Genomic DNA, 25399 nt, shown 5'->3' on the forward strand with positions numbered 1-25399 from the left:
CGTCAGGCAGGCGGCTCGGCCTTGGGCTCGTTCTTCTTTGGAAGCAGCGGCGCGAGACGGTCCAACGGGCTCATGACATCGCGGATCGTCTTGGTCGCAACCCGGGTGTAGAGCGCCGTGGTCTCGAGTTTGCCGTGGCCGAGCAGGACCTGGATCACCCGAATGTCGATGTTCTGTTCGAGCAGGTGAGTGGCAAAGCTGTGGCGCAAGGTGTGCGGCGTCACCCGCTTCGCAATCTCCGCGATCTCGGCCGCGGCATGGCAGGCGCGCGTGAGCTGGCGCGTCGTCATCGGGTTGGCCGGGTTCTGGCCCGGAAATAGCCAACCCTGCGGCCGTGCGATGCGATACCACTCGCGCAGAAGATCGAGCAGCACCGGAGAAAGCATGGCATGGCGATCTTTGCGGCCCTTGCCCTGCTCGACGCGCAACATCATGCGCTGGGAGTCGACATCGGACACCTTCAGCGAGATCACCTCCGAAACGCGCAGCCCGGCGCCGTAGGCGACGCTCAGCGCCGCCTTGTACTTGATGCTCGGCGCAGCCTCGAGAAAGCGCGCAACCTCCTCGGGGCTCAAAACAACCGGCACCTTGCGCGGCTCGTGCATGAACGCCAGCTGCTTGGCAAGGTCGGGACGATCAAGCGTCACATTGAACAAGAACCGCAGCGCCGAGACGGTGGCGTTGATCTTCGGCGTGCCCGCGTCACATGATGCCAGATGCAGCCGGAAGCCGCGCACGTCCTCTGCTCTGGCCGCATCGGGTGATCGCCCGAGAAACGCGGCGAACTCCTTGACCCTTGCACGTAGTCATGTTGGGTCTTTGGCGCGAACTTGCGGATCGACATGTCTTCGATCATGCGCCGGCGCAACGGGCTCATTGCCTCGTCGGTCATGGAGGTGCTCCTGCCTTGAGTGAGGTTTGCAGTTCCTCGATCTCAAGACAGGACGCTTCCGCACGCTACGCCCTCGATAGTCGCTAGATGCCCGCCCCAAGCGCCCTACCGCGCGAGCGGTTTAGTCCAATGGATCGGAGCCGACAGTCGGCAGGAGGCACGGCAAGGTCAGCTATGGGTCAACGGACTAAACCGCTCGCGCGGTAGGGCACGACGGCCGGCAGCACGGCTGAGGGATAGCGCAACGAGGCGTCCTGTCTTGAGATGAGGGGTTGCAACAACCTCACTCAAGACAGGAGCATCCCCATGACCGACGAGGCAATGAGCCCGTTGCGCCGGCGCATGATCGAAGACATGACGACCCGCAGGCTGGCCCCGAAGACCCAACATGACTACGTGCAAAGGGTCAAGAACTTCGCCGCATTTCTCGAGCGCTCGCCGGATACGGCGAGCTTCGAAGACGTGCGCCGCTATCAGCTGCACCTGGCCGCGAGCGGCGTTGGTGTGCCGACCATCAATCAGACGGTTTCGACACTGCGGTTCTTCTTCCGGGTCACGCTGAGGCGCCACGAGATCGTTGAGCATACGCATGTCATTCACGAGCCTCGCAAGCTGCCGGTGGTGCTGAGCCCCGAGGAAGTGGCGCGGCTGCTCGATGCCGCACCCGGGCTCAAATACAAGGCGGCGCTGAGCGTGGCCTACGGCGCCGGCCTGCGCGCCACCGAGGTCATCTCGCTCAAGGTCGCCGACATCGACAGCAAGCAAATGATCATTCGCGTCGAGCAGGGCAAAGGCGGCAAGGACCGTAACGTCATGCTCTCACCACTGCTGCTCGATCTGCTGCGCACCTGGTGGCGGGCGGCGCGGCCCCGGGGTTGGCTATTTCCAGGCCGCGATCCGGCCCAGCCGATGACGACACGGCAGCTCAATCGCGCCTGTCATGCCGCCGCCCAAATGGCCGAGATCCACAAGCGCGTGTCGCTGCATACCCTGAGGCACAGCTTCGCCACCCACCTCTTGGAGCAGAACATCGACGTCCGCGTGATCCAGGTGCTGCTCGGTCACGCCAAGCTCGACACCACGGCGCTCTATACCCGCGTCGCCACCAAGACGATCAGCGAGGTCATGAGCCCGCTGGAGCACATCGCGATCAAACTGAAGGAGGACCGGCCGCCCGGCTGACCTGGCGCGCATGTCGCGCCCGGCCTTGGAGGTTGCGGATATCTTCCGCGACCATGGCCCGGCATGGCGCAAAGCCCATGCCGGTCATGTCGGCCTCCAGCAATTGAAGGTGATGTCAGCAATCGAGCGCTGCCGCACGGCCGCTCTCGGCGGCCATGTCGCGCGCTGTGCGGACTGCGCCTATACCACCATCGCCTACAACTCCTGTCGCAACCGCCATTGCCCAAAGTGCCAGGGCGCCGCCGCGAAGGACTGGCTCACCGACCGCGAGGCGGAGCTGTTGCCGGTGCCGTACTATCACGTGGTGTTCACGCTCCCGGCGTCGATCGCCGACATCGCCTATCACAACAAGGCCGCCATCTACGACCTGCTGTTCAAAGCCTCGGCCGAGACCTTGACCACGATCGCGGCCGACCCAAAACACCTCGGCGCCCGCATCGGCGTCACCTCGGTTCTCCATACCTGGGGCTCGGCCATGACCCATCACCCGCACGTCCACATGATCGTGCCGGGCGGCGGCATCTCGCTCGACGGCGAGCGTTGGGTGGCGTGCCGGGTGGGCTTCTTCCTCCCCGTGCGCGTGCTCTCGCGCCTGTTCCGCCGGTTGTTGCTGGAGAAGCTGATCGCCGCCCACAACGCCGGCCGCCTCCAATTCTTCGGCAACCATGCTGCTCTCGCCGACCCGCAGGCGTTCGCAGCCTATCTGGCGCCGCTGCGCCGAGCCGAATGGGTGGTCTATGCCAAGCGCCCGTTCGGCGGGCCACAGGCTGTGCTGGCCTATCTATCGCGCTATACCCACCGCGTCGCCATCGCAAACAGCCGGCTGATCGCCTGCGACCGCACCGGCGTCACCTTCCGATGGAAGGACTATCGCGCCGAGGGTCGCGACCGCCAGAAGCTCATGACACTCTCAAGCAGCGAGTTCATCCGCCGCTTCCTCATCCACGTCCTGCCGCAAGGCTTCCACCGCATCCGTCACTACGGCCTGCTCGCCAGTGGCACCCGCGCCGATAACATCGCTCGCGCGCGTGAGCTGCTCGCCGCTGCAAATTCTGAAGGTCAGCCCATCACTGCCGCCGCCGATCAAACCAAGCCGAGCTGCCCTGCTGCGGCGGTCGCATGGTCGTCATCGAGGTCTTCGAGCGCGGTGCTACGCCACGACATCGGCCAACAGCTCCAACGAACCGCATCAGGATCGACACCTCATGACCGCGTCACAATCCCGCAAAACGGCTTATCGCGCGCGCTGCCTCTCGACCGGCCATGGCAGAGCGCGCCCAGATATCCGCCAGCCGCCGCAAATCGTCCGCCAATCCACCCCGTTCAACGCGGCAGGCCCCTCATTCATGAGCTGCTCCGCCCTCGGCCAGCTCGCCGAACCGGCTCAATTCCAATCAAACACATCATCCGCGGCACGCAAATCCCCATAGCCCACGCCGCGCCACCCACATGCCTCACCCGCGGTTTCCTCCCTTGGAGGCTTTCGGACGCCGGCCCTCGTGTGCGCGGCAACACCGTCATGGGGCCGGCATCCGAAAACCTTCACACAAGCAGACATCGGCACCTGATCGATCGCCTCGCTAGCACGCAGCAGGAACGACCCGAGCGCGTCGTTGACGACGTAAAGTGCATCCGCGCAACCGGCGGCGGTGAGACACCGCTCGGCCCGCGGGTGCGGCAACTCCTGCTAACCACTCAACGGAAATTTACTGGTGCGCCCGCTCGGCATCGGCGGTGGCGGTGGTCATGTATTTCGAATAGAAATGAGCTACTCGCTCGCGCCACATTCCGACGAACGCCTCCGACGTCAGCTTCTCCACCGATTTCCACGCCTCTTTGACGGCCGGAAGCGTATTGCCCCAGATCGCGCGCCTGCACCATTTTTCGCCCTTCTCCCTGCCTTCACTGGTGGCGCACATCGATTTCCAGGCGATGCGATTGGGTTGGCTGAGGTGCTCCGCGACGCCCTCCCAGCCCTGCTGATGGATTAGGTAGAGATCGTTCAAGTCCGGCCCCCTGTGCGTCACCCACTGAAACAGAATGCCTTCGGTGATGACCTTGTAGGCTGCCGCAACGGCATTATCGCGCGGATTGAGAATGTCTCCCGAGCCGAATTTGCCGAATTCGTATTTGCTCAGCTGGAACAGCCCGATATACGACCCGGTGCGTTGCTTGGGATTGAAACCGGACTCGACCTTAGCCACCGCCTTCATGAAAGCGAAATCCAGACCGAAAGCGTCGGACGCGCGCTTGATCTCATCCACCGGCGTTCCGACCGGGATGTGCTTGAACGAACGCAAGACGATCGCAGCCGGCTTCTCGGCAGGCGGCAGTTCGGACCAGACATAACAAATGAGATACCGGAAATCCTGCGGCCCCGAGTTGGAGAAACCGCCGGATGCACCGCACGTGGTCGGCGCCGGTTGGGCGGCATCGCGGTGGCCCAAGTCCACCGATTCCTGCACAGGCAGTAAATCGGCCGACAGCATTCGCGACGGATCGGGCAACGCGACGATCGATTCCGGCTTATCTGATGCCGCCGTCGTGTCGTTGGTCGTCCCTGCCGCGGGTTCGGCGCGCGTCGCCACTTCGGCGCTAGCGAAAGTGGCGTTCGCGACAACGGTGTTGGCCATTGCGAATGCCTGCGGTCCATCCGCGGGCCTAGCGGTGGCGGCGAGAGATGCTGCGCGGTCCTCGATTGGCCCTGCGCGGGCGTTCTCGGTGCCGGCTGAAGTGAAGCCAGCCAGCCAGCCAACCATCCCTCCCGCGAGAACGACCGTTCCGCAACACGTTAGCGCCACTATCGCAAATCGCCGCGGTTTCATGATGCCGTCGCCTCCACAGGCTCCGCCGGAGCCGTTCAGAAAAGCCAAGCATGCAAAGAGGCTCATTCTTGGGATCAATGAGGGTCGCGCAATGGCGCAAACGGCCGCTCGTCAATATTTCCAAAGCATGTTGCCCGATTGCAACGCGTCGATCGCATGCAATTGCGCCCGCCTCAACGGCAACTCGCACCGTAATTGCGAGTACGGTCCAATTTTCGACCCACTGCGACCAGATTTGGAGGAGAGGCTTGGTGCGCTGCCCGGATGACGCATCAGGCGTCGGCTTCGCGCATCGTCTCGCAACGAGGGAATCGCGCCTATGGGACCGGGCGATGTTCGTTAAGGAATTACCAGCAATGCAGCGCGCGATAACAACCGCTGTATTCGCCATTTTCATGCTCCCTGCGGGGATCGCGCACGCTCAATTTCTGTTTGGACCCCAACACGCGTTCTGGCGAAGCCAATACGCTCCGTACAAACACAAGCACGACCACCGGCAGACAAACTCTGAAACGGCGAAGAGCGCTCGGCCCGAGCCCGTTCCGAAGGGCCCGCTCCAGATCATCATCTCGATAGCAGACCAACGGGTCTCGCTTTTTGACAACGGGGCCCTGATTGCACGCTCTTCGGTGTCCACAGGAATGGAGGGGCATCCTACGCCCCTCGGCGTGTTCAGCGTCATCAGCAAACAACGATGGCACCGTTCAAATATTTATAGCGCCGCCCCCATGCCCTACATGCAACGCATCACCTGGTCAGGGATAGCGTTGCACGCCGGTGTCGTGCCTGGGCATCCGGCGTCACACGGCTGCATCCGTTTGCAAAATAATTTTGCCGTTCGACTCTGGCATCTCACGAAGCGCGGCACGCGCGTGATCATTGCGCATGGTGATGTCCAGCCGGTCGAGATAACCAATCCGCATCTTTTTCAACCGAAAGCCGCGTCCGGTTCGTCCGAATTCCAAAGTGCCACCGTCGCAACCGAGAGCATCGGTGCAGCCACGGCAACGCAGGGAACACTGGTGTCAAACGCCGAGACTTCAGAAGCCGCCAATCTCCAGGTGCCGGGCTCGGCTCCCGCCGCAAGAGCGCCTAAAAAGATTGTCCCGATCTCCATCTTCGTCAGTCGTAGGTTGAGCAAGCTGTTCGTGCGTCAGGGCTTCACGCCGTTGTTTGATGTCCCGGTCAAGATCGAAAATCCGGAGGAACCGCTGGGAACGCACGTGTTTACCGCAATGGAATTCCAGAACGAGGGAACGGCTATTCGCTGGAGCGTCGTGTCGATTCCAGAGGAATTGCCCCGCATGTCCAAGGCTGCCACGAAAGGGCGAGAAGCGCCCGCGAAGCAAACCGTGCCGGGACCGTTACCCGACAAAGCCAACGCGACGCTCAACCGTATCGAAATGCCCCAGGATGCGGTCGAGAAGATCTCTGAACTCCTGACGCCGGCGTCTTCGTTGATTGTTTCCGACAGCGGAATTAGCCAGGAGACGGGAAAAGACACGGATTTCATCGTGGTAACGCATTGATGCGGCGACGCACCCCGCCAACAAACGGCGCCGCTACGCAACCCGCTGGAATTGTTCGACCGCAATTCTTGTGCAACTTGATGTCCGCACCCAAGCCAAAGCGGCGCGAGGTCCGCTAAGGGTCGATTTTGTTGCAAAAGTCGGCTGTGAGCGAAGGGATCGTTCGGCGATTTCGCTAAGGACGACCGGCTTTGATCCGCCGGCCCTGACGCTCTCTACGCAACTGGAACGCTACGCAGTGCACAGAGCCCGAGCAGGTGGCGGACGAGCGCCCAGCGACGCGAGCCGTCGCAGGTTCTGGGCGATGGCAGCAAGAACAAACTCGTCCTGGGCGCCTTTTGGTCCCCGCAGCCGGAGCCGACCGAGCTTCAGGATGCGCTTCAAATGTGCGAACCGCATCTCGATCTTCTTGCGCTCACGCCGTGACTTCTCAAAGTCGTCGGTATCAGCAATCGACCGGGCAACGTCTCGGGCGTATTCATGAATGTCGCGCGGGATCTTGCGCGACGGTTCTTTGGACAGCACTGCGGTTTAAGCGGGCATACATCGCAGTCGAGCTTGCTTGCTCGATACAGCAGCGTCTTGCCTTCATGCACGGTGCCGCTTGTCCCAAGCCGCTTACCACCCGGGCAGTGATAGACGTCGCCGGTCGGATCATATCGAAAATCGCTACGCGAGAAGGTGCCGTCATCCCGCTTCGACTTGTCGAACACGGGGATATGTGGCGCGATGCCCTTCTCCTCGACCAGCCAGTTCAGCATTGGAGCGGCCCCGTAAGCGGTATCCCCGATAAGCCGCTCCGGCTTGAGACCAAAGCGCTCCTCCGTTCGCTCAATCATGGTCCTCGCTGCTCTGACCTCGGCCTGGCGAATGGAGCGGGAGGCCTCGACATCGACAATGACGCCGAACTTCACGTCGATGAGATAATTGTCGGAGTACGCGAAGAATGCCGGTCCCTTGTGAGCTCCGGTCCACTGCGCTGCCGGATCGGATGGGGAGACGAACTTCGGCACAACGTCGCTGGCGGCACCCCACGCTGTATCGTCAAGGGTCGCCAGATACTCCTTCACCGCGCGGCTGGACCTTTGCGGGTCGCGGTCCTTGCGCCAATCCTGACCTGCGATCGAGCGTCGCCTGTTGGCATCAGCCTGGATCAAGCTCGCATCGACTGCAAAGCCATCGCCGCCAACCAGACCTGCCGCAATGCACGCCTCCACGACCCGCTCGAACATGTGGCGAAATACATCTCCCTCGCGGAAGCGTTCGTTGCGGGCGCGCGAGAACGCCGAATGATCCGGGATAGCATCTTCGATCCCGAGCTTGCAGAACCAGCGATAAGCAAGGTTCACCTGCACTTCACGGCAGATCAGTCGCTCCGAACGGATCGCAAAGACATATCCCACGACCAGCATCCGGACCATCAGTTCCGGGTCGATCGACGGGCGACCCATGGACGAATAATGAGGTGCTAGTTCACTGCGAAGCCAGGACAGATCGAGAGCAGCATCGATCTTCCGTACGAGATGATCTTCAGGAACCGCGTCGCCAAGCTGAAACTCGTAGAACAATTGACCTTGGTCACTCTTCGCACGGCCCATCATGGATCGACCTCGCCGAGATTCGCGTCATCACAACGGAATCACGGTTCGCGGCTCGCCTCAACCGACTTTTGCAACAAAATCGGTCATTTGGCGACATCGCGGGAACGGCGCCCAAGTCGGCTCAGAGGCCCGGAGCGGATGCACGGCCCGCTCAACGACGCGGCGCCCCATAAGTCGGCGGCGGGCGCCTGCACCGTCGGCGCGGCGGCAGCAAAAAGATCTTCCTTCGTGCCGGTGAGCGGGGGATAGATGCGTTTGCGATTGATGGTCTGCTTGGTTGCCTTGGCAGCCTGGCCGGTCGTCCGCACCTCGCGGTCCCAGCCTTCCGTGTAGAGCGCGCCCCAGTTGCCCAGGTCGAGCACGGTGACGTACCAGTCGATCCGCAGCGGCAGCATCGGCTGGCCGACAAGATCGGCCACCACATTGTGACCCGCGAACCGGCCCATGGGGCGGGCGAACTGGCAGGACATCACGGTGGGATGCAAGCCATCGATCACGCTGGAGGCGACGTCGCCGGCGGCGAAGACGCCGGGCAGATCCGCGACCCGCATGAAGGGATCGACCAGAAGGCGCCCGAGGCGGTCGCGCGCCCGGAACGTTTTCGGCGAGCCGGCTCGCACGCAGGCCCGCGCACCAGATCACCGTCTGCGTTGCGATGAACTCGCCTGAGCTCAAGCGAACACCGGCCGCCTCGACCGAGGCGACGCGCACGCCGAGCCGCGTTTCGACGTCGAGCGACGATAGCGCCGCCTCGATGACGGGACGCGCCTGCGCGCCGATCGTGGCACCGACCGCGGGATTGGGATCGACCAGGATGATGCGGCGACTGCCGGTGATGCCCGCACGCGTCAGCCGGTCAGGCAATTCGGCGGCAACCTCGATGCCGGTGAAGCCGGCACCCACCACCACGATTGTCGATCGCGCCGGCGACGGCGCGCCGTGCCCGAGCGAGATGAGGTGCCCCTCGAGGCGAAGCGCCGCAGCATAGGTATCGACATCGAACGCATGCTCGGCCAGGCCCGGAATATCCGGTCGCATCACTTCGCTGCCGAGTGCAAGCACGAGGCGATCACAGCTCAGCTTGTCCTCGCCGCTGCTGGTGACCAGCGAGATCTGGCGCCGCGCCGGGTCGACCGCCTTGACCTCGCCGATGTCGTACGTGACGCCGATCGGATCGAGCAGTTGCGGAAGCGGCAGCGCGACCTCGCTGAGGTCGACCTCGTAATTGCGCACGCGGATGTTGTGGTAGGGATTGCGGTCGATGACGCGGATCTCGATGTCACGGCCGGCGGCACCAATCTCGTCGCGCATGCGCGCGGCACCGATGGCCGCCCACAGGCCCGCAAATCCGGCGCCGAGCACCACGATACGCGCCATGTCCCTTGACTTCGCTGTTCCAGGGGAATCCGACGATCTGCCCCACGCAGACAGGTATAGCTCATTCGTCCGGACCGACCAACTGCGGCCGCGGCGGGCCGCTGTGCCAAGCCAAGCCTCAGGCCTCGCGCAGTTCCGACGGCGTCGCGCCAAAACGCTTGCGGAAGGCGCGGTTGAAATAGGAGAGATCCGAGAAGCCCGACGAATGCGCGATGTCGCTGATCTTGCGCGCCCGCGCGCGGGGATCGCCGAGCAATTTGCGCGCGAGCAGCAAACGTTGCTCCAGCACGAATTCGGTGAAGGTGGTGCCGGCCTGCTCGAACAGCCGCTGCGCCTGGCGCGGGCTGAGCCCTGAGCGGGTGGCAACCTCGGACAGGCAGAGATCGTTACGGCCGAGTGCGGCCATCACGTCGGCGCGCATGAGATCGAGGCGCGCCGCCGCATGGCCCCGACCGCGCGCGAGCGCCGCGTGCTCGGCATCAGTGCCAAGCAGGAGGCCGACGAGATCGACCAAGTGCTGCGCGGTCAGGCGCTGGCCGATCGCGTCGAGATGCGGCGCGTGATGGGCGGCGAGCGCATGATAGCGGAAGATGGTCTCGGCGACCGCACCGTCCGAGAGCACCTGCGACAGCTTCTCCTCGGCGCGCGGATTGATGTCGAGAAGCGCGCGGCGCGGCATGCGGATGGTGGTGAAGCGGTTCTCGTCGGTGTGACCGACGCTGCCGGTGATGCCCATGTCGGCAAGCGTCATCTGCGCCGGCGCGAGCTCGACGGTATGGCCGTTCTGCCGGACGCTGACGAGGCCGGCATGCGCGGCGATCAGCACGAGATCGTCACTGCCGTCGGCGAGACCGCTCTGCGTGCGCGAATAGTGTGCGGAGGAACCTTCGGGAATGGCGAGCGCGACATTGTCGACCACGCTGATCTGCAGCCGGCAATCGATGCTGTCGCCCTGGCTCGGTCCGATCTCGAGGCCACAAGACCCCAGGGCCCTGTCGCGCCAATGTTCGAACGCCGGCCCCTGCGGCAGGCCAGCATATTGGTGAATAAAGACGCCCGGCGGCTTGGCTGCATCCATCTGATTTCTAGCCCCTCTCCGGCACCATGATCGGCGATGCCGACTGCAAATTCCGGGCATTTGACGCCGCGAAATGCGTGGAGGTTCAAATTACAGGCGGATTCAGCGAGACTTGTCGGATTGCGACGGCGAAATGGACCGCAGCGACAATTATACGTCCTTGCGGCGACTACTTCTTCGCCGGAACCTGCGGCTGGGACGGCGGCACGGTCTCGATCAGCTTGCCGGAGAACACCGGCGCCGAGGTCGGCTGGCCGTTGGGCGAGCCGCCCGGCTGCTCGACCGTGACGGCATAGGTTGCGCCATTGACGACATCGGCATCGTAGCCGGCGAGCACCGGACGTGCCGTGAAGTCGCCGCTGCCGATCACGCCCAGCGAGCGCGGACGCGCCAACCTGTCGGAGATCAGCCAGAGCTCAAAGCTCTTGCCCGGCTCCGGCGTCGCGCCGACCTTGCGCACCGTGAAGTTCTTGGTCGCCCCGTCAATGGTGAGGATGAAGGCGGGGCCGCCGCTCTGGCCTTGCAACAGCGCGACATATTGCGCGGGCGAAGACAGCGGCGCGGCCGGTGTCTTGAGCTCGACCGTCTGGATACGCGGTGCGGGCCGCAGCGCGCCCGGCAGCGCATCGGGCAGCAAGATCTGAAGCGACAGCGTCACCAGCAATGCGGCCGCAAGTGCACCCACGGCGGAGGCGATCGTACGCCAGCGCTTCACGCGGCCCTCGAGATGGATCACGTTGCTGTCGTCGACGACCGGCGCCTGCGTCACCGGTGCAACGCTCGGATCGGGCGCGTGGGTCTGCGGCACGAAGTGCGGCGGGAAAATCGGAACGGCATCGGAATTGGATTCGGGCGACGGCACGTCGAGCGACGGAGGCTCTGGCGACAACGGGCCTGTCGTTGAAGACTCGGTCGCTGAAGACTCTGTCGTAGAAGATTCGGGTGATGACGGCTCCGGTGAATAGAACTCCGGCAGGGGCGGCGCCGCGGGCGAATCCTGCGACGATATCGTCGCCGCGATCTCGCGCCGGATGTTCTCCCACACGATTGGCCGCGGCTGGATCGTGCCGACCATCTGGTTGAGGACGCCGAGCCGGAATTCCCACGACTGCACCACGGCGGCGAACTCCTGGTCCACAGCCATCATGCTCGCGACCTGCGCGCGCTCGTCGGCATCGAGTGTGCCGAGCGCATATTCCGCGGCAAGCGCGATATGGTCCTCGCTGTAGGCCATCACTTTCCTTCACCTCTGCCGAAGGGAGAGGTCGATTTGCACCTCGCGATGCGTAGCATCGTCGAGACTAAATCGGGTGAGGGGTTCAGGTCCCACGAGAGAGCGCAGCCCCTCACCCGGATTGCATCGTGCGATGCAATCCGACTTCTCCCTACGGGAGAGGTGAAGCAAGAACGCTGCGCCAGCATATGCACTCTCATCATCGACTAAAGCCCGAGGCACTCCCGGATATCCAACATACTGCGCCGGAGCCACGTCTTCACCGTGTTGACGGGCGCGGCGAATTTCTCGGCCAATTGCTCGCGGCTCCAGCCGTTATAATAGGCGAGAAGCACGAGCCGCTGACGGTCCGGCTCGAGGCGGCCAATGCATTCCAAGAGCCGCTTCAACTCCTCGGACATCTCCCGGCGCGCCAGGGGATCGGGACTGTCGGCGGCGACGTCCATCGCCTGCGGCTCCTCCTCGATGGAGGCCTCCGTCTTCTTGCGGACGACATCGATGGCGCGGTTGCGCGCGATCGAGGCCATCCACGTGATCGGCGATGACAGCGTCGGATTGAACCGGCCGGCGCTGTTCCAGATCTTGACGTAGGTCTCTTGAACGACCTCCTCTGCGAGATCCTGCCGGCGCAAGATACGGAGGACGACGCCATAGAGTTTCGCGCGCGTGGCGCCATAGAGGCGCTCGAACGCGGCCTGGTCGCGCGTCGCCACCGCCTCGATCAGCCCAACCAGCTCTGCTGGCGTCAGCATTCAGCCCCCCAACACTCAAGGCCCCGTCGCATCGGCGCGCACCCTGGCACTCCGCTACCATAGCGCGCGGCCAAGCCCGTCACCAAGAGCCGGCGCGCCACGCTGTGGACAGCACACGCAAAAACCCGGACCTTGCGGGTCCGGGTTCGCAAATTCTTTGGCGATTTTGACGGCTGCCGGCGTCTTCAGGCAACGGCGCCGATGCGGGAGCGCATCAGGCCGATGCTGTCGAGATCGGCCTGCTCGCGGGCGTTTTCTTCGGCGCGCTCGCGGGCCTGGTCGCGCTCGTCCAGGAGTTCGACCTTCTTCAGCTCCTCGAAAGCCTCGCCGAGCGCGGCCTTGGCCTCCTCGAGCTGGCCCTTCAACTCGTCGGCCGAGCGGGTCAGGTTCTCGCGGCGCTGGATGGCGGCCTTGGCATAGGTCGGATAGGCGAAATGCGCGGGATCGTTGATCCCGGCGCGGTCCTGCTCGGTCTGGATCTCGCGATCCAGATCGGTCGACATCCGCTGGAAGTCGGCGATCATGGACTCGATCTGGGCGACCCGGCGGCGCTTCTCGTCGACCTGAAACTTCTTCAGGCGGATGAGGGTATCACGTGACTTCATCGACTCGTACTCCCCAGAAGTCCCTTAGCTGCACGTGGAACGACACCAGTCTCCCCACAGGCCCGATTGGGGCCAAGACCGGCTCTGCTACTCTGTGGGATCGGATGATGACGGGACAAAGTTAGCGTTCCGTTTCCAAATTGCCGAGGATTTGCGCCAACTGGCGGTAGCCCTCGGCCAGCGAGGCATTTTCGTCCTTGCGCTGGCGCAGGAAGGCCTCCAGCGGCTCGTGCAGCTGGATCGCCTCGTCAACCTCGGGGCTGGAGCCGGCCCGGTAGGCGCCGAGCCGGATCAGTTCCTCCATGTCGGCATAGGTGGCCATCACCGCCCGCGCCTTCTGGATGGTCGGCCAGAACTGCGGATCGGCCGATTTCGGCATGGTGCGCGACACCGATTTGAGGATGTTGATGGCGGGGTAGCGGCCGCGCTCCGCGATCGAGCGCTGCATCACGATGTGGCCGTCGAGGATGCCGCGGACGGCGTCGGCGATCGGCTCGTTGTGATCGTCGCCGTCAACCAGCACCGTGAAGATCGCGGTGATCGCGCCCTCCCCGAGCCCCGGCCCGGCGCGCTCCAGAAGCTTCGGCAACTCGGTGAAGACGGTCGGTGTGTAGCCCTTGGCGGTCGGCGGCTCGCCGGCGGAGAGCCCGATCTCGCGCTGGGCCATGGCGAAACGCGTCACCGAGTCCATCAGGCAGAGAACGTCCTGGCCCTCGTCGCGAAAATATTCGGCGACGGCAAGCGTCAGATAAGCGGCCTGCCGCCGCATCAGCGCCGGTTCGTCGGAAGTCGCGACCACCACGACGGAGCGCGCCAGGCCGTCCTCGCCGAGGTCGTCCTGCAGGAATTCCTGCACCTCGCGGCCGCGTTCGCCGATCAGCCCGATGACGCTGACCGCGGCATCGACGTTGCGCGCGAGCATCGAGAGCAGCACGGATTTGCCGACGCCGGAACCCGCGAAGATGCCCATGCGCTGGCCGCGGCAGCAGGTGAGGAAGGTGTTCATCGCGCGCACGCCGAGATCGAGCGGCGCGCCGACGCGCTTGCGCGAATGCGCCGGCGGCGGCGAATTGCGATACGGCATCGGGGAAGCGCCTTGAGGCAATGGCCCCTTGCCGTCGATCGGTTCGCCCAGCGCATTGACGACGCGGCCGAGCCAGGCCGACGACGGGCGCACCTGATTGGCGGCATTGGCGATCACGGCCTTGCAGCCGCGACGCACGCCGTCGAGGCCGGCGAACGGCATCACGACAGCGTTGTTGCCGGAGAAGCCGATCACCTCGCAGGGGATGGAACGGTTGGCGCCGGTCTCGATCACGAGCCGCGCACCGACCGACATCGCGTGGATCGGGCCGGCGACCTCGACCATGAGACCGCGCACGCCGACCACACGGCCGTAGATATTGACGCCGTCGATGTCGCCGATCTGTTCGGCAAGAGCTTTCATGGAGAAGCTTTCATAAGAGGCTCTTCACAGGTGATGCACCTTCATGATTGCGGCCTTCGTGGTGAAACCCTTAAATTTCGCCATATTTCTGAACGGCGCTTAACTTCGTGTTTACCCGCATCGTTAATCATTGCGTCACTGTCTTTGTGACTGAGCGTGACTCCCCTTCAGAAGAAGGTTGAGTCGCGGGAGTCGGTTAGGCCCGGCTCTTAAAGTGGAACTTGAACGGAGCCGGATAACGAAAGCTGCTTCACGCGCAAGACCTTAGGGCGATTCGACAAAAATTGCACCGGGGGGACTTGCGTTCCAGAATCAGGATTTGTTAACCATCTGTTGTCAGGATCCGAATCAGTTGTTCAAAGGCGTTTTGTTGAGTGCCGCGAATGCGGCCGACCTGACGCCCAGGAGCGGCGACTATGGGGAACTGGCATGCGCGTTTTGCTGATTGAAGATGACAGCGCCGTCGCGCAGTCGATCGAGCTGATGCTGAAGTCTGAGAGCTTCAACGTCTACACGACCGATTTGGGGGAAGAAGGCGTCGATCTCGGTAAATTATACGATTATGACATTATCCTTCTCGACCTCAACCTGCCCGACATGTCCGGCTACGACGTGCTCAAGCAGCTTCGGGTCTCCAAGATCAAGACACCGATCCTGATCCTCTCCGGCCTTGCCGGCATCGAGGACAAGGTCAAGGGTCTCGGCGTCGGCGCCGACGACTACATGACCAAACCCTTCCATAAAGACGAGCTGGTGGCCCGCATCCACGCGATCGTGCGCCGCTCCAAGGGCCATGCCCAGTCGGTCATCCAGACCGGCGACCTCGTCGTCAACCTCGACACCAAGACGGTGGAAGTCGGCGGCCAGCGCGTGCATCTGACGGGTAAAGAATACCAGATGCTGGAGCTGCTCTCCTTGCGCAAGGGCACGACCCTCACCAAGGAAATGTTCCTGAACCACCTCTATGGCGGCATGGACGAGCCGGAGCTGAAGATCATCGACGTCTTCATCTGCAAGCTCCGCAAGAAGCTCGCAAATGCTTCGGAAGGCCGCAATTTCATCGAGACCGTGTGGGGCCGCGGCTACGTGCTGCGCGAGCCGCACGAGGTCGAAGAGCGCATTCCGGCCTGATCCTGGAGTTTACGTCGCGAGCCCTCGGGGCTTGCTCCTCCCAGCCTGGACCCCGCCGCAAATGGCGGGGTTTTGTTTTTTGGGGCCTCGCCAAAAAATCCAGTCAGGCGTTCATCAGCGCCGGGCTGGTCAGAACCGCGTTTCTGACCGGGCAGCGTGCGGCCGCCTCGCGAAGCCGGCCGATCATCCCGCAGCCGATAATAAACCCGAACGCGAAGGTCGGCAGCACGAAGAACAGCAAGAACATCGATCCGGACAGGTGGTCGACGATTCCCATCACCGGCATGGGGGCGAACTGGTGGATGGCCAGCAGGACCCATAACATCAGCGTCATACCGCCACCAAAGACGAGACCATCCCTCATCCGCCTCGTCTGTTGCGACCGTCTGTCCCAGGTTGAATCCTGCACCAGCAGGGCCGCCATCGCCCCGATGCCCCAGGGAAAGATCAGGAGCGGCAGCTCGTGGAGCACGACATCCGGATAGGGGTCTCGCGGAAACTGAGAATGATCGAACCACATCTGGACCGGCAGCGTGAGCAGCGCGCCCAAAACCCCGACCGAGAGAATAAACCCGACCGGAAGTCGACCGAAGATGTTCTCGTTCGCGAAAGCGAATTGCCGCTTGAAATAATACACCAATGAGAAGTTCACGATGAAGTAGAGCGGCGTCAGGATCAGCGTTCGCATTGCGCCGGCGGACTGGTCTCCCGGAATCTCGACGATCTTGCCCGATGCGAGCAGCCACAGCAGGCACCAGGCAAACGTGAAGGCCGTTACCTTCGCGACAAACTTCATGATGCCGGGTGATGCCGGTTCCAGCGTGAATCCGATCTCGCCCAGCCTTCGCTTGCTGCGGTCAAGACTCCACTCCCCGGCCAGGGCAGCGCGCACCGCGAACAACATGAGATTGTTGAGAAGGAGTCCATGTCCTTGCGCAAATCCTCCAGCATGGCCCCTGCGGCCGTTTGGGCCGCCAGCTGAAGCTGGCTGACCGCACTGTGCCGTGTCGAAAGAGAATCGAGAGCCTGCCAGTCGTCCGGCTCGACCTGGCTTTCCTCCATGATCGCGCCATAGATATCCCGACTGTGCTTGAGCACGCGCACGGTCCGGAAGCACAACACGTCGAACCCGGCCAGAAGCTCCGCGTACTGCTCGGCGTTGCGCTCCATGAAGCTTTCGCGGTCCGCAGCCCAGCGTTCGAGATGAAACATGATTGCCGAGATCTTCATGAAACGGGATTGGATGGCAGTCGACTGCACCGCGCGAAAATCGTCGATCCGGTAACCGATCCGTGCGAGCCTGCGCTGCAAGACGGGTTCGTCGCTCGGCGGCACCTGGAACGGGGATGCCGCCAGCTCATCGCGCAAGGCGAGCGCGCCTGCGGGAATGCCGGCGAGGCCCTGACACAAATTGCGCCATGCCGCGGGAAGGATTGGGACGAGCCAAGCAAGGATCAGGAGCCAGATCGATGCAAGGGGCGGCAGCGCGTACGAGAGCCCCTCATAGACGAGGACGAAGGGAATCATGAAGGCGACCACGCCAAACGCAAACAGAAGCTTCGTCGTGTATGATCGCGTACCCTTGAGGTGTGAAACCTGAACCAGTAGAACAAGGCAACGAGCGCCGGGCCGGCGAGCGTATCGAACGCGACTTTCAACAATTCAAAGAGCTTATCAAGCGACACGGCGAACTCCCATGGCTATGGTTCGCATGCCGGACATCGCGGCCCAGCCGTCTCCGTTCAGTCCAGCTCACGTGGCCAGGCTTTCGATCCTGGTCCTCTGCCCCGCAAAATCGGCGTTGTCCGGCGCCAGCGCAATTGCACTATCCATGTCGTTCAGCGCCTTCGCCACATCCTTTGACTGCGCGTACGCGTTGGCACGGGACGCCAGATATTTGGGCTCGTTCTCGTTCCTCGCGATGGCAACGCCGAATGCCTTGATCGCTTCCTCGAGATAACCGCCCTTGTCGTCGGTCCCTGCCGCCATCATGCTGATGATGCCTTTGATCCAGTAGAATTCGGGATTCTCCGGTTGGAGCTTGATGGCCTCGTTGATGTCGGTCAGCGCATTTTCGTAAAGACCCATGGTCGCGTTGAAATTGGCGCGACGCACGCGGTACTCCGCTTTGGCGGGGTCCAGCTCCAGCATATAGGCGAAGCTCGCGGCAGCTTCCTTGATCAGCTTTTGCCTGTGTTGCAGCGTCCCAAGATCAAAGTACACCTTGGCCAGGCGAGCCGAGAGTTCGCCATCGTCTTTCAGCAGCGTGTGCAGTTCGGTACCGCGCCGGGTCAATTCCTCCAGGGCGGCGACCGTGCGCGGCGAGGCAGCGAGCGCAATCATGAACTCATCGCGCCGCTTCTGAAGCTCCTCCCGCGAGAATCGCGCCTTGTCGGCGCGGCCGGCGGCGGTTGGGGACTTTCGACATCGAATATCCTGCCGTCGGACGATCGCATGTAGAGAACCGGAATTCCCCACTCGACCCGCGACTTCTGCTGGATGAACTTGCGCGCGAGCGTCACCGCATCGTCGATCGGCTGGTTCTTGGACAGCGCCTCATAAAATCCTTCCGACATCGAGATCGCGGCGCCGTCGGTAACGGGAAATTGCATCGCGATCACCGCGGGCAGCCATCCCGTCTTCATCAACCCGATCGCCGGATTTCCGAACCGGTCGCCGACATTGATCCTGGCGCTCTCGCAGCAATTGAGAACGATCAGCCGAAGGCTCTTGCGCGCGCCGGTCAGCATCGTCGCCAGATCCGAGGCGAACCGTTTGACCGGCTTGCCGTCCTCGTCGACCATGACGATGAAGCCGCGCTCATTGAAGCCGTCAGCGTCGCCGCCCGGAATCTCGTCCTCGACCCCGCCGTGCCCAATGAAATGGAAGACGTGCCAGGCTCCTTCCATGAGCTTCTTCATCAGGTCCTTTCCCGACCCACCGGGGACCCACTGGAAATCCACCCGACCTGCGTGCTGAAGGGCGTCGATGCCCCTGTTGATGCGTTCGCGTTCCTTGGCCACGTTGAGCTTGGGCCACTCACCGCTCGAAGGGTCGGAGATCATGCCGAGAATACGCAGCGGACCCTTGACGCCCATTCGTGCCACGGCGCCCACCGTGTCGAGATGTCGTACGATTGGCCGCGAGAGACTCACGAAGCCGGGCTGGTCATTTTCGTCGAAGAGATATTCCCATGGCAGCCCCGCAAGCTCCGCGGCCTCGATGCGCAGCTTGATCCGGAAGTCGTCGGACTTGCCCTTGCTCTGCTGGTAGATATTCAGAATCGAGGGAACTTCGGTGAAGACGCTCCGGAAAACGCCACGCCCGAAGTCCCGCAACACCTGCTCACCGCGCGTCGCGAGCCCCGAATGACCTTTGTCGTCGATTTCCAGAACCGCGTTTTCGAGCTCTCCGCGGAGTTTTGCCAGCACGCCGGGGTCGCTGAACCAGAACTTCAACCGGCTCTTCGGCGCTTCGCCGACCGGTGACTTGACCACCTTGCCGTAATACTGCTGCGGGCCGCCCCTACCGGAAGATCTGAGCCAATCTCGAGTTCCAGATATTCGGCACCGGGCATGACAGCCTCACTCGGCCAAGACTATTTGAGCAACACGTGTTTAAAATTCGGGGGCGACCCGCCTCGCAATCCAACGGGTATCTCCACGCGCATCGAAATCATCTAAACCAGTGCATGAGCCGGAGACCTGGTCTTGTCGAGGGCGCACCTCGTGCGCTCCTCCAGGACGACGGCAACATCAATGCAAGACTATCGCATGCAACCTTGAGACGCATTTGTGAACCATGTCTCATCCGGCCCGACATATTGTGCAGTGCCGGGACGCACCGCAGAGCAGGCTTGTTTCTGGGATCGAACCTGTTCGGCCGATACGGCGACTAAGCGATCGTGCCAGAATTCGCGGCGCCAACGTTGGACCTCCCCATGATCCTGCAATCGCTCGCCGGCCTGCCCGCCTTCCTGGTCTATTTCGGCACCGGGCTGATCGCGATAGTGGCATATCTCTTCGCCTACACGCGGATCACGCCGCATAACGAGTTTCAGCTGATCCGCGACAACGATCCAGCGGCTGCGATTGCGCTCGGCCTCAGCCTGCTCGGCTTCGTGGCGCCACTGTTCAGCGCGATCGCGCATTCGGCCAACGTGCTGGACTGCCTGATCTGGTCTGCGATCGCGCTGATCGTGCAGGTCGCCGTGTTTTACATCGTGAAAATCCCGGTGCCGAACCTGTCGGGGCGGATCGCCGCCGGCGAGCTGGCGCCTGCAATCTGGCTCGGCCTGTCCTCGCTCGCCGCGGGCCTCCTGAACGCCGCCTGCATGATCTATTGACATGGCAACGAAGCCCCCTATCAAGGATTTCGGCAAGCGCGGGCCCGTGCCGCCGGCGCCGCGCGAGCCGGTGAAACGCTCGGGCCACGTCGCGCTGCTGGTAATGGGGACGATCGCGGTCGGCACCACGGCTTACACGCTGATGCCGCACCGAAGCTGCAACCCCTCTCCTCCCGGGGCGACAGTCCCCGGGGCGGCCGCGGTGCAGACGACGAACTGCAGCAGCAGCTCGTCAGGCGGCACCTCCCATTGGTCCTCGCGTTCGGGTTTCTACAGCAGCGATTCCTCAAGCCATTCCTCGTCGGGGACGTCGTCCGATTCCGGCTCCGGTGGCGTCACGCGAGGCGGCTTCGGCTCGTTTGCGCATGGCTTCTCGGCGGCGGCTGACACATGCAACGCTCCTTTGTCCCGAGCGCGACGACTGGCAACAGACCGCCGAGCAATGCGGCTTCGCGCTCCACACCATCGACGGGCGAGCGCTATTGGGACGAGCGCGCCTATTATGCGTTTACGCTCGACGAGATCGAGCGTTGTATCGAAACGCCGACCGGCGAGATCGATGCGATGTGCCTGGAGCTCGCCGGTCGCGTGATCGGCGACGAACGGCATTTGCGGCGGCTCAAAATTCCGGAGGCGTTTTGGGATCTGATCGCGCAAAGCTGGGAGCGAGACAACCGCAGCCTCTACGGCCGGCTCGACCTGAAATTCGACGGCGACGGTCCGGCAAAGCTGCTCGAATACAATGCAGACACGCCGACCTCGATTTTCGAGGCTGCGGTGTTTCAGTGGACCTGGCTTGAGCAGGGGATCGAGCGCATCATCCCTGCGCGCGCCGACCAATTCAACTCCATTCACGAGCGGCTTATCGAGGCGTGGAAAGCGATCGGCGCGGGCGGTCATCTGCATCTCGCAGGCGCGAGTGGCAGCGAAGAAGACGCGGGCACGCTCGCTTATCTCGAAGATACCGCGCGCTAGGCGGGCCTCTCGACCACGCGGCTCGACATCGAGGAGATCGGCTGGCGCGACGAGGCCGGCGGCTTCGTCGATCTCGACGAGCGCGACATCGAGCTTGTCTTCAAGCTCTACCCCTGGGAATGGATGTTCCACGACGCCTTCGGTGCAAAGCTCGCCGGCGCTCCGACGCGCTGGATCGAGCCGCCATGGAAGGCGGTGCTCTCCAACAAGGGCATCCTGCCGCTACTCTGGGCGATGTTTCCGAACCATCCCAATCTGCTGCCGGCCTTCTTCGAGGACGATCCGTGCGCGGCCGGGCTCGGCAGCTCCTACATCCGCAAGCCGCTGCTGTCGCGCGAAGGCGCCAATGTCACGCTGGTAGCGGGCGGGATATCACGCGATGAGCACGCCGGCCCTACGGCGCCGAAGGCTTCGTGCGCCAGGCGCTCTCAGCTCTGCCGAACTTTTCAGGCGTCTATCCGGTGGTGGGAAGCTGGCTGGTCAACCACGAGCCCTGCGGGCTTTCGATCCGCGAAGACGAGAGCCCGATCACGGGCAACAGCTCGCGGTTTCTGCCGCATGCGATCTTGTGAAATGCGCTCGCGACCTCGTCGGAAAGGACGCGAGCGTGGAGGTTCGTGCGCTAGACTTAGGGTGTCTTGACGATGAACCTGCCGTCGTACAGGGCTGCGCCCTTGAACCCGCTTTGCACACTTTCGAAGCCGCCTGTGCCCGTCGCGTTGGCGTACGCCCCGGCGCCCGACAGGATGGTATATTCGCCCTTTGCCTTGCCGTCCTTGACCGCACCGACGTAGCGCGCCGTGATCGAGGACCCGTCGTCGAACGTGTAGGTACTGTAGCCGAAGATGGGTCCTGAACCCTTGAGCAAGTCGGAGGAATTGACGAAGTCCTTCACGGCAATGCGACCGTCCTTGAAAAAGGCAACGCCGAACATCTTGCCGGACATAACCGTCTGACCTTCGACGTTCGCGACCTCACTGACCTTGACGTCTACCGGTTTGGTGACGAGTTTGAATTCAAGCACCTGTTCGCCGGCGAGAGCCGTCGCGGGCAACGAAAGCGCCGCCACCAGGAAATAAGAGGCGTAAGACATTCGCATGGTATGTCCTCCTCAAAACAGTTCATGATGGAATGAAATCCCGTCTCAGTCCGGCGGGACCAGCGGCAGCATAGCACGCCGCTCCGGTGCTGGTGAGGCTCACGATCGCATTGCATCGCGGCGCGAGCTCACCTCGCGCGCGGTAGCTGAGTAGTCCGCAGTGGTGAAACGTCACGTCCATTGACGGAGAAGGAATGCCGTCAGGTGCTGCCCCTCATCCGCAACAACAATGCTCTCTCAGATCGAAGATCGCTCGGCTGTTCACCTTGCGGCGGCGACCTTCAGCGGCGGCGGCATCAGTCCGCCCATCCCCCGGCCGGAGCGCGCCGGATTGAGCTGGTAGAGGCCGCGACGGTCGGATATCGGACGGAACGCGTCGGTGATGCCGACGACGGATTCGGCGGCGCCGAGCAACAGCGTGCCGTCCGCTTCCAGGACCTTGGCCATCCGCTCGAAGATCACGGCCTTGGTGTCCTGGTCGAAATAGATCAGCACGTTGCGGCAGAAGATCACGTCGAAGGTGCCGAGATGGGAGAAGTCCTGCAACAGATTGAGCTGGCGGAACTGCACCATCGCGCGAACATCGGCATTGAGCTGCCAGACTTCATTGGACTGGGTGAAGTATTTCATCAGGAGCTGGATCGGCAGGCCGCGCTGCACCTCGAACTGGCTGTAGATGCCGGCCCTGGATTTCTCCAGCACCTCCTGTGACAGATCGGTGGCGACGATCTCGATGCGCCAGCCCGCGAGCGCACCGCCCATCTCCTTCAGGCACATCGCGATCGAATAGGGCTCCTGCCCCGTCGACGAAGCCGCCGACCAGATGCGCAGCGACTTGCGCGCGGCACGCCCCTGGATCAGCCCAGGCATGATGCCGTCGCGCAGATGATCGAACGGGATCTTGTCGCGGAAGAAGAACGTCTCGTTGGTGGTCATGGCCTCGACCACATCGGTCGCAAGCCGGCCATCGCCGCTCCTGATCTTGAGCACGAGATCGGGGATGCCTGACAGGCTCGCCTTGCGGGCCAGCGGCAGCAGCCGGCTCTCGACCAGATACTGCTTGTCGGGCGAGAGATCGAGACCGGAGCGCTCTTTCAGGAACTTGCGCAGATATTCATAGTCGGCAGGCGTCACGAGCGGTCTCCCGCGAACAGGCGGTTGACCTTGGCTCCGATCTGGTTGAGCGGCAGGATCGCCGCGCAGATACCGGCATGGGCAGCTGCACCGGGCATGCCCCACACCACGCTGGAGGCTTCATCCTGCGCGATCACGCTGCCGCCGGCGGCGATGATGTCCTTGCCGCCGCGCATGCCGTCCGAGCCCATGCCCGTCAGGATCACGGACAGGATGTTGCCGTGCCAGATGTCGATGGCGGAAGTGAAGAGCGGATCGACCGCGGGCTTGCAGAAATTGACCGCGGGACCGTCATCGAGCGCGATCGCAGCTTCAGCGCCGCTGCGCACCACGCGCATGTGCTTGCCGCCGGGCGCGAGATAGATGCGCCCCGGCTTCACCGGCTCGCCATCGACCGCCTCCGCTGCCGGCCGGCGGCTGGAGCGCGCGAGGTGCTCGGCGAGAATCGTGGTGAAGGTTGGCGGCATGTGCTGGGTGATCAGCACCGGAACGCGGTCGATCACCGGGCCGAGTTCGGTGACCAGCGCCATCAGCGCCTGCGGTCCGCCGGTCGAAGAGCCGATCAGCAGCACCTTCGGCGCCTGGGTCGAGAACGGACGCGTGGTGATCGAGCCTGACGGCGGCGCATGCACGGCCGGAGCCAGTGCGGCCGCCGCGGGTCGCGCGACAGCCGGTGCACGTGCAGCCGGGGCAGCAGGGCTCGCGGGAGCCAACGGCGGACTCGCGACCGCAGGTTTCCGGCGCAGCCGCGCGCCAAGGTGACGGATCTTCTGGATCAGATCGTGATGGAAGATGTCCGCGGCGGAGGTCTCGCGCGTTGATTCCGGCTTCGGAATGTAGTCGGCCGCGCCGAGCGACAGCGCCTTGAAGCTGATCTCCGCGTTGCGGCGGGTCAGCGTCGAGGCCATGATAATGACCAGATCGCGCTTCTTGGCCAGCAGTTGCGGCAGCGCCGAGATGCCGTCGAGCTCGGGCATTTCGATGTCGAGCACCGCGACGTCGGGATTGATGCGTTCGAGCTGGTTGACCGCCTCGAGTCCGGTGCGCAGCGAAGCCGCGACCTCCATGTCGTGCTCGGCGCCGATCCAGCGCGAGATCAGACCGCGAATGACAACGGAGTCGTCGACGATCATCACCCGCAGTGGTCCCGCTTCGCGCGACGTGCCCGTGGCCGAATTACCTGCGAACGCAACACTCATTACTCACCAACTCAGACTGAAACGGTTTAGTTGAAAACAAACGCCGAAGGAGCCGTTCAGCCTCCGATGTCCGCTCAGATCAAGCCGACTTCCTGGAACTTCGCCGTCACGATGTCCTTGTCGAATGGCTTCATGATGTACTCGTTGGCACCAGCGTGCAGCGCGCGCGCAATATGGGCCACGTCGTTCTCGGTGGTGCAGAACACCACCTTGGGCTGGTCGCCGCCCGGCATGCGGCGCAGATGGCCGAGGAATTCGTAGCCATCCATGACCGGCATGTTCCAGTCGAGCAGCACGGCGTCGGGCAGCCCGCGCTTGCAGGCCTCGAGCGCCTTCTCACCGTCCTCGGCTTCGAGAATCTGGAAGTCGAGGCCTTCAAGGATCCGGCGCGCAACCTTGCGGATGACGCTGGAATCATCAACGACGAGACAAGTTCGCATCTGAACCTCTGCTTCTGTTCCCCTTTGCGGGGATACTTCCAATTGCAGGTACGTCGGCGGTGATGCCGCCGTATCAGGCCGCCATCATCTCGGGCGCGAGCTCGAGGACGCGGTCGACGTCGAGGACGACCATGAGCTGGCCGTCGAGACGGTGGACGCCGCCGGCGAGCTTGGCCATGCGGGGGTCGAGGTTGACCGGGTTGTCTTCCTTGCCGTCCTCAGGCAGGCGCAGCACCTCGCCGATCTGGTCGATCAGCAGGCCGTAGGATTCACCGCGCAAATCGACCCCGACCGCCATCGCGGTCTTGCCGTCCTCGGGCTTGGGCAGGCCGAGGCGGGCGCGCATGTCGACCACGGTGACGATGCGGCCGCGCAGGTTCAGCACGCCCGCGATCTCGCGCGAGGACAACGGAACGCGGGTGACGCGCTCGGGCATGAACACGTCCTGGACGCGGGAGATCGGCAGCCCGAACAACTGGCCGCCGATCATCGCGGTGACGTATTCGACCATGGCGCCTTCGCCCGTTTGCGTCTTCTTGCTCATCTCGGTCTCT

At 63.2% G+C, this 25399-nt stretch carries 19 protein-coding genes and 5 pseudogenes; 6 read left to right on the forward strand and 18 right to left on the reverse strand.

Features of this window, described 5'->3' with window-relative positions; genetic code table 11:
* Positions 1 to 2: 2 nt before the first annotated feature.
* A pseudogene (locus ACTGJ9_RS37370) lies at positions 3 to 892 on the reverse strand (tyrosine-type recombinase/integrase).
* Positions 893 to 1198: 306 nt separating this feature from the next.
* On the opposite strand from ACTGJ9_RS37370, the gene ACTGJ9_RS37375 reads away from it, so the two are divergent.
* Together ACTGJ9_RS37375 and ACTGJ9_RS37380 are read left to right on the forward strand one after the other, a co-directional pair.
* Positions 1199 to 2074, forward strand: a complete 876-nt coding sequence (locus tag ACTGJ9_RS37375) for a tyrosine-type recombinase/integrase (protein ID WP_456675095.1) — start codon at positions 1199 to 1201, stop codon at positions 2072 to 2074.
* Between the two features lie 10 nt (positions 2075 to 2084).
* Positions 2085 to 3283, forward strand: a pseudogene (locus ACTGJ9_RS37380) (IS91 family transposase).
* Positions 3284 to 3780: 497 nt separating this feature from the next.
* Here the strand turns inward: ACTGJ9_RS37380 and ACTGJ9_RS37385 are convergent.
* Positions 3781 to 4707, reverse strand: a complete 927-nt coding sequence (locus tag ACTGJ9_RS37385; protein WP_456675096.1) for a transglycosylase SLT domain-containing protein — start codon at positions 4705 to 4707, stop codon at positions 3781 to 3783.
* 524 nt (positions 4708 to 5231) lie between these two features.
* On the opposite strand from ACTGJ9_RS37385, the gene ACTGJ9_RS37390 reads away from it, so the two are divergent.
* A complete protein-coding gene (locus ACTGJ9_RS37390) occupies positions 5232 to 6428 on the forward strand; it encodes a L,D-transpeptidase (protein WP_456675097.1) in 1197 nt (398 codons plus the stop codon).
* A 231-nt stretch (positions 6429 to 6659) separates the two neighbouring features.
* Here the strand turns inward: ACTGJ9_RS37390 and ACTGJ9_RS37395 are convergent.
* The 7 genes and pseudogenes from ACTGJ9_RS37395 to fliI all read right to left on the reverse strand — a co-directional run bounded on the left by ACTGJ9_RS37395 (position 6660) and on the right by fliI (position 14522).
* Positions 6660 to 8029, reverse strand: a pseudogene (locus ACTGJ9_RS37395) (transposase).
* A 151-nt stretch (positions 8030 to 8180) separates the two neighbouring features.
* Positions 8181 to 9406: pseudogene (locus ACTGJ9_RS37400) on the reverse strand (NAD(P)/FAD-dependent oxidoreductase).
* Positions 9407 to 9524: 118 nt separating this feature from the next.
* A complete protein-coding gene (locus tag ACTGJ9_RS37405; RefSeq protein WP_456675098.1) occupies positions 9525 to 10484 on the reverse strand; it encodes an AraC family transcriptional regulator in 960 nt (319 codons plus the stop codon).
* A gap of 169 nt (positions 10485 to 10653) precedes the next feature.
* Positions 10654 to 11718 (reverse strand): anti-sigma factor, encoded by a 1065-nt coding sequence (locus tag ACTGJ9_RS37410; protein ID WP_456675099.1) that lies wholly within the window; start codon positions 11716 to 11718, stop codon positions 10654 to 10656.
* A 206-nt stretch (positions 11719 to 11924) separates the two neighbouring features.
* Positions 11925 to 12470, reverse strand: coding sequence for a sigma-70 family RNA polymerase sigma factor (locus ACTGJ9_RS37415; protein WP_456675100.1), 546 nt, complete (start codon positions 12468 to 12470; stop codon positions 11925 to 11927).
* A 185-nt stretch (positions 12471 to 12655) separates the two neighbouring features.
* Complete coding sequence (gene fliJ, locus ACTGJ9_RS37420; protein ID WP_128953708.1) at positions 12656 to 13075, reverse strand: flagellar export protein FliJ; 420 nt, start codon at positions 13073 to 13075, stop codon at positions 12656 to 12658.
* A gap of 121 nt (positions 13076 to 13196) precedes the next feature.
* Complete coding sequence (gene fliI / locus ACTGJ9_RS37425) at positions 13197 to 14522, reverse strand: flagellar protein export ATPase FliI (RefSeq protein WP_456675101.1); 1326 nt, start codon at positions 14520 to 14522, stop codon at positions 13197 to 13199.
* Positions 14523 to 14951: 429 nt separating this feature from the next.
* Between fliI and ctrA the strand changes: the two genes are divergently transcribed.
* Positions 14952 to 15653, forward strand: coding sequence for a response regulator transcription factor CtrA (gene ctrA, locus ACTGJ9_RS37430; protein WP_007600544.1), 702 nt, complete (start codon positions 14952 to 14954; stop codon positions 15651 to 15653).
* A gap of 103 nt (positions 15654 to 15756) precedes the next feature.
* Here the strand turns inward: ctrA and ACTGJ9_RS37435 are convergent, their stop codons facing one another.
* The 4 genes from ACTGJ9_RS37435 to ACTGJ9_RS37450 form a co-directional block, all read right to left on the reverse strand.
* A complete protein-coding gene (locus tag ACTGJ9_RS37435) occupies positions 15757 to 16557 on the reverse strand; it encodes a hypothetical protein (protein WP_456675102.1) in 801 nt (266 codons plus the stop codon).
* Positions 16446 to 17180, reverse strand: coding sequence for a hypothetical protein (locus ACTGJ9_RS37440; protein WP_456675103.1), 735 nt, complete (start codon positions 17178 to 17180; stop codon positions 16446 to 16448). The genes ACTGJ9_RS37435 and ACTGJ9_RS37440 overlap by 112 nt, the downstream gene beginning before the upstream one ends.
* Positions 17181 to 17405: 225 nt before the next feature.
* The gene (locus ACTGJ9_RS37445; protein WP_456675104.1) at positions 17406 to 17996 is read right to left on the reverse strand and encodes a tetratricopeptide repeat protein; all 591 of its coding nucleotides are present in this window, start codon (positions 17994 to 17996) and stop codon (positions 17406 to 17408) included.
* Entirely contained in the window at positions 17993 to 19150 is a 1158-nt protein-coding gene (locus tag ACTGJ9_RS37450) for a CHAT domain-containing protein (protein ID WP_456675105.1), read from the reverse strand. Before ACTGJ9_RS37450 ends, ACTGJ9_RS37445 begins: the two co-directional genes overlap by 4 nt.
* Before the next feature lie 443 nt (positions 19151 to 19593).
* Between ACTGJ9_RS37450 and ACTGJ9_RS37455 the strand changes: the two genes are divergently transcribed.
* A complete protein-coding gene (locus ACTGJ9_RS37455) occupies positions 19594 to 19998 on the forward strand; it encodes a DUF350 domain-containing protein (protein WP_456675106.1) in 405 nt (134 codons plus the stop codon).
* A gap of 365 nt (positions 19999 to 20363) precedes the next feature.
* Positions 20364 to 21545: pseudogene (locus ACTGJ9_RS37460) on the forward strand (glutathionylspermidine synthase family protein).
* 56 nt (positions 21546 to 21601) lie between these two features.
* Here ACTGJ9_RS37460 and ACTGJ9_RS37465 read toward each other — a convergent pair.
* The 5 genes from ACTGJ9_RS37465 to ACTGJ9_RS37485 all read right to left on the reverse strand — a co-directional run bounded on the left by ACTGJ9_RS37465 (position 21602) and on the right by ACTGJ9_RS37485 (position 25389).
* Positions 21602 to 22072: a hypothetical protein gene (locus tag ACTGJ9_RS37465; protein WP_456675107.1), complete on the reverse strand. Its 471-nt coding sequence runs from the start codon at positions 22070 to 22072 to the stop codon at positions 21602 to 21604.
* Between the two features lie 261 nt (positions 22073 to 22333).
* Entirely contained in the window at positions 22334 to 23206 is an 873-nt protein-coding gene (locus ACTGJ9_RS37470; RefSeq protein ID WP_456675108.1) for a CheR family methyltransferase, read from the reverse strand.
* Positions 23203 to 24405 (reverse strand): protein-glutamate methylesterase/protein-glutamine glutaminase, encoded by a 1203-nt coding sequence (locus ACTGJ9_RS37475; RefSeq protein ID WP_456675109.1) that lies wholly within the window; start codon positions 24403 to 24405, stop codon positions 23203 to 23205. The genes ACTGJ9_RS37470 and ACTGJ9_RS37475 overlap by 4 nt, the downstream gene beginning before the upstream one ends.
* Positions 24406 to 24479: 74 nt before the next feature.
* Complete coding sequence (locus tag ACTGJ9_RS37480) at positions 24480 to 24845, reverse strand: response regulator (protein ID WP_007600538.1); 366 nt, start codon at positions 24843 to 24845, stop codon at positions 24480 to 24482.
* 73 nt (positions 24846 to 24918) lie between these two features.
* Positions 24919 to 25389 (reverse strand): chemotaxis protein CheW, encoded by a 471-nt coding sequence (locus ACTGJ9_RS37485; protein WP_456675110.1) that lies wholly within the window; start codon positions 25387 to 25389, stop codon positions 24919 to 24921.
* Between the last annotated feature and the right edge of the window lie 10 nt (positions 25390 to 25399).

The organism is Bradyrhizobium sp. RDM12, assembly GCF_051917485.1.
Taxonomy (GTDB): Bacteria; Pseudomonadota; Alphaproteobacteria; order Rhizobiales; family Xanthobacteraceae; genus Bradyrhizobium.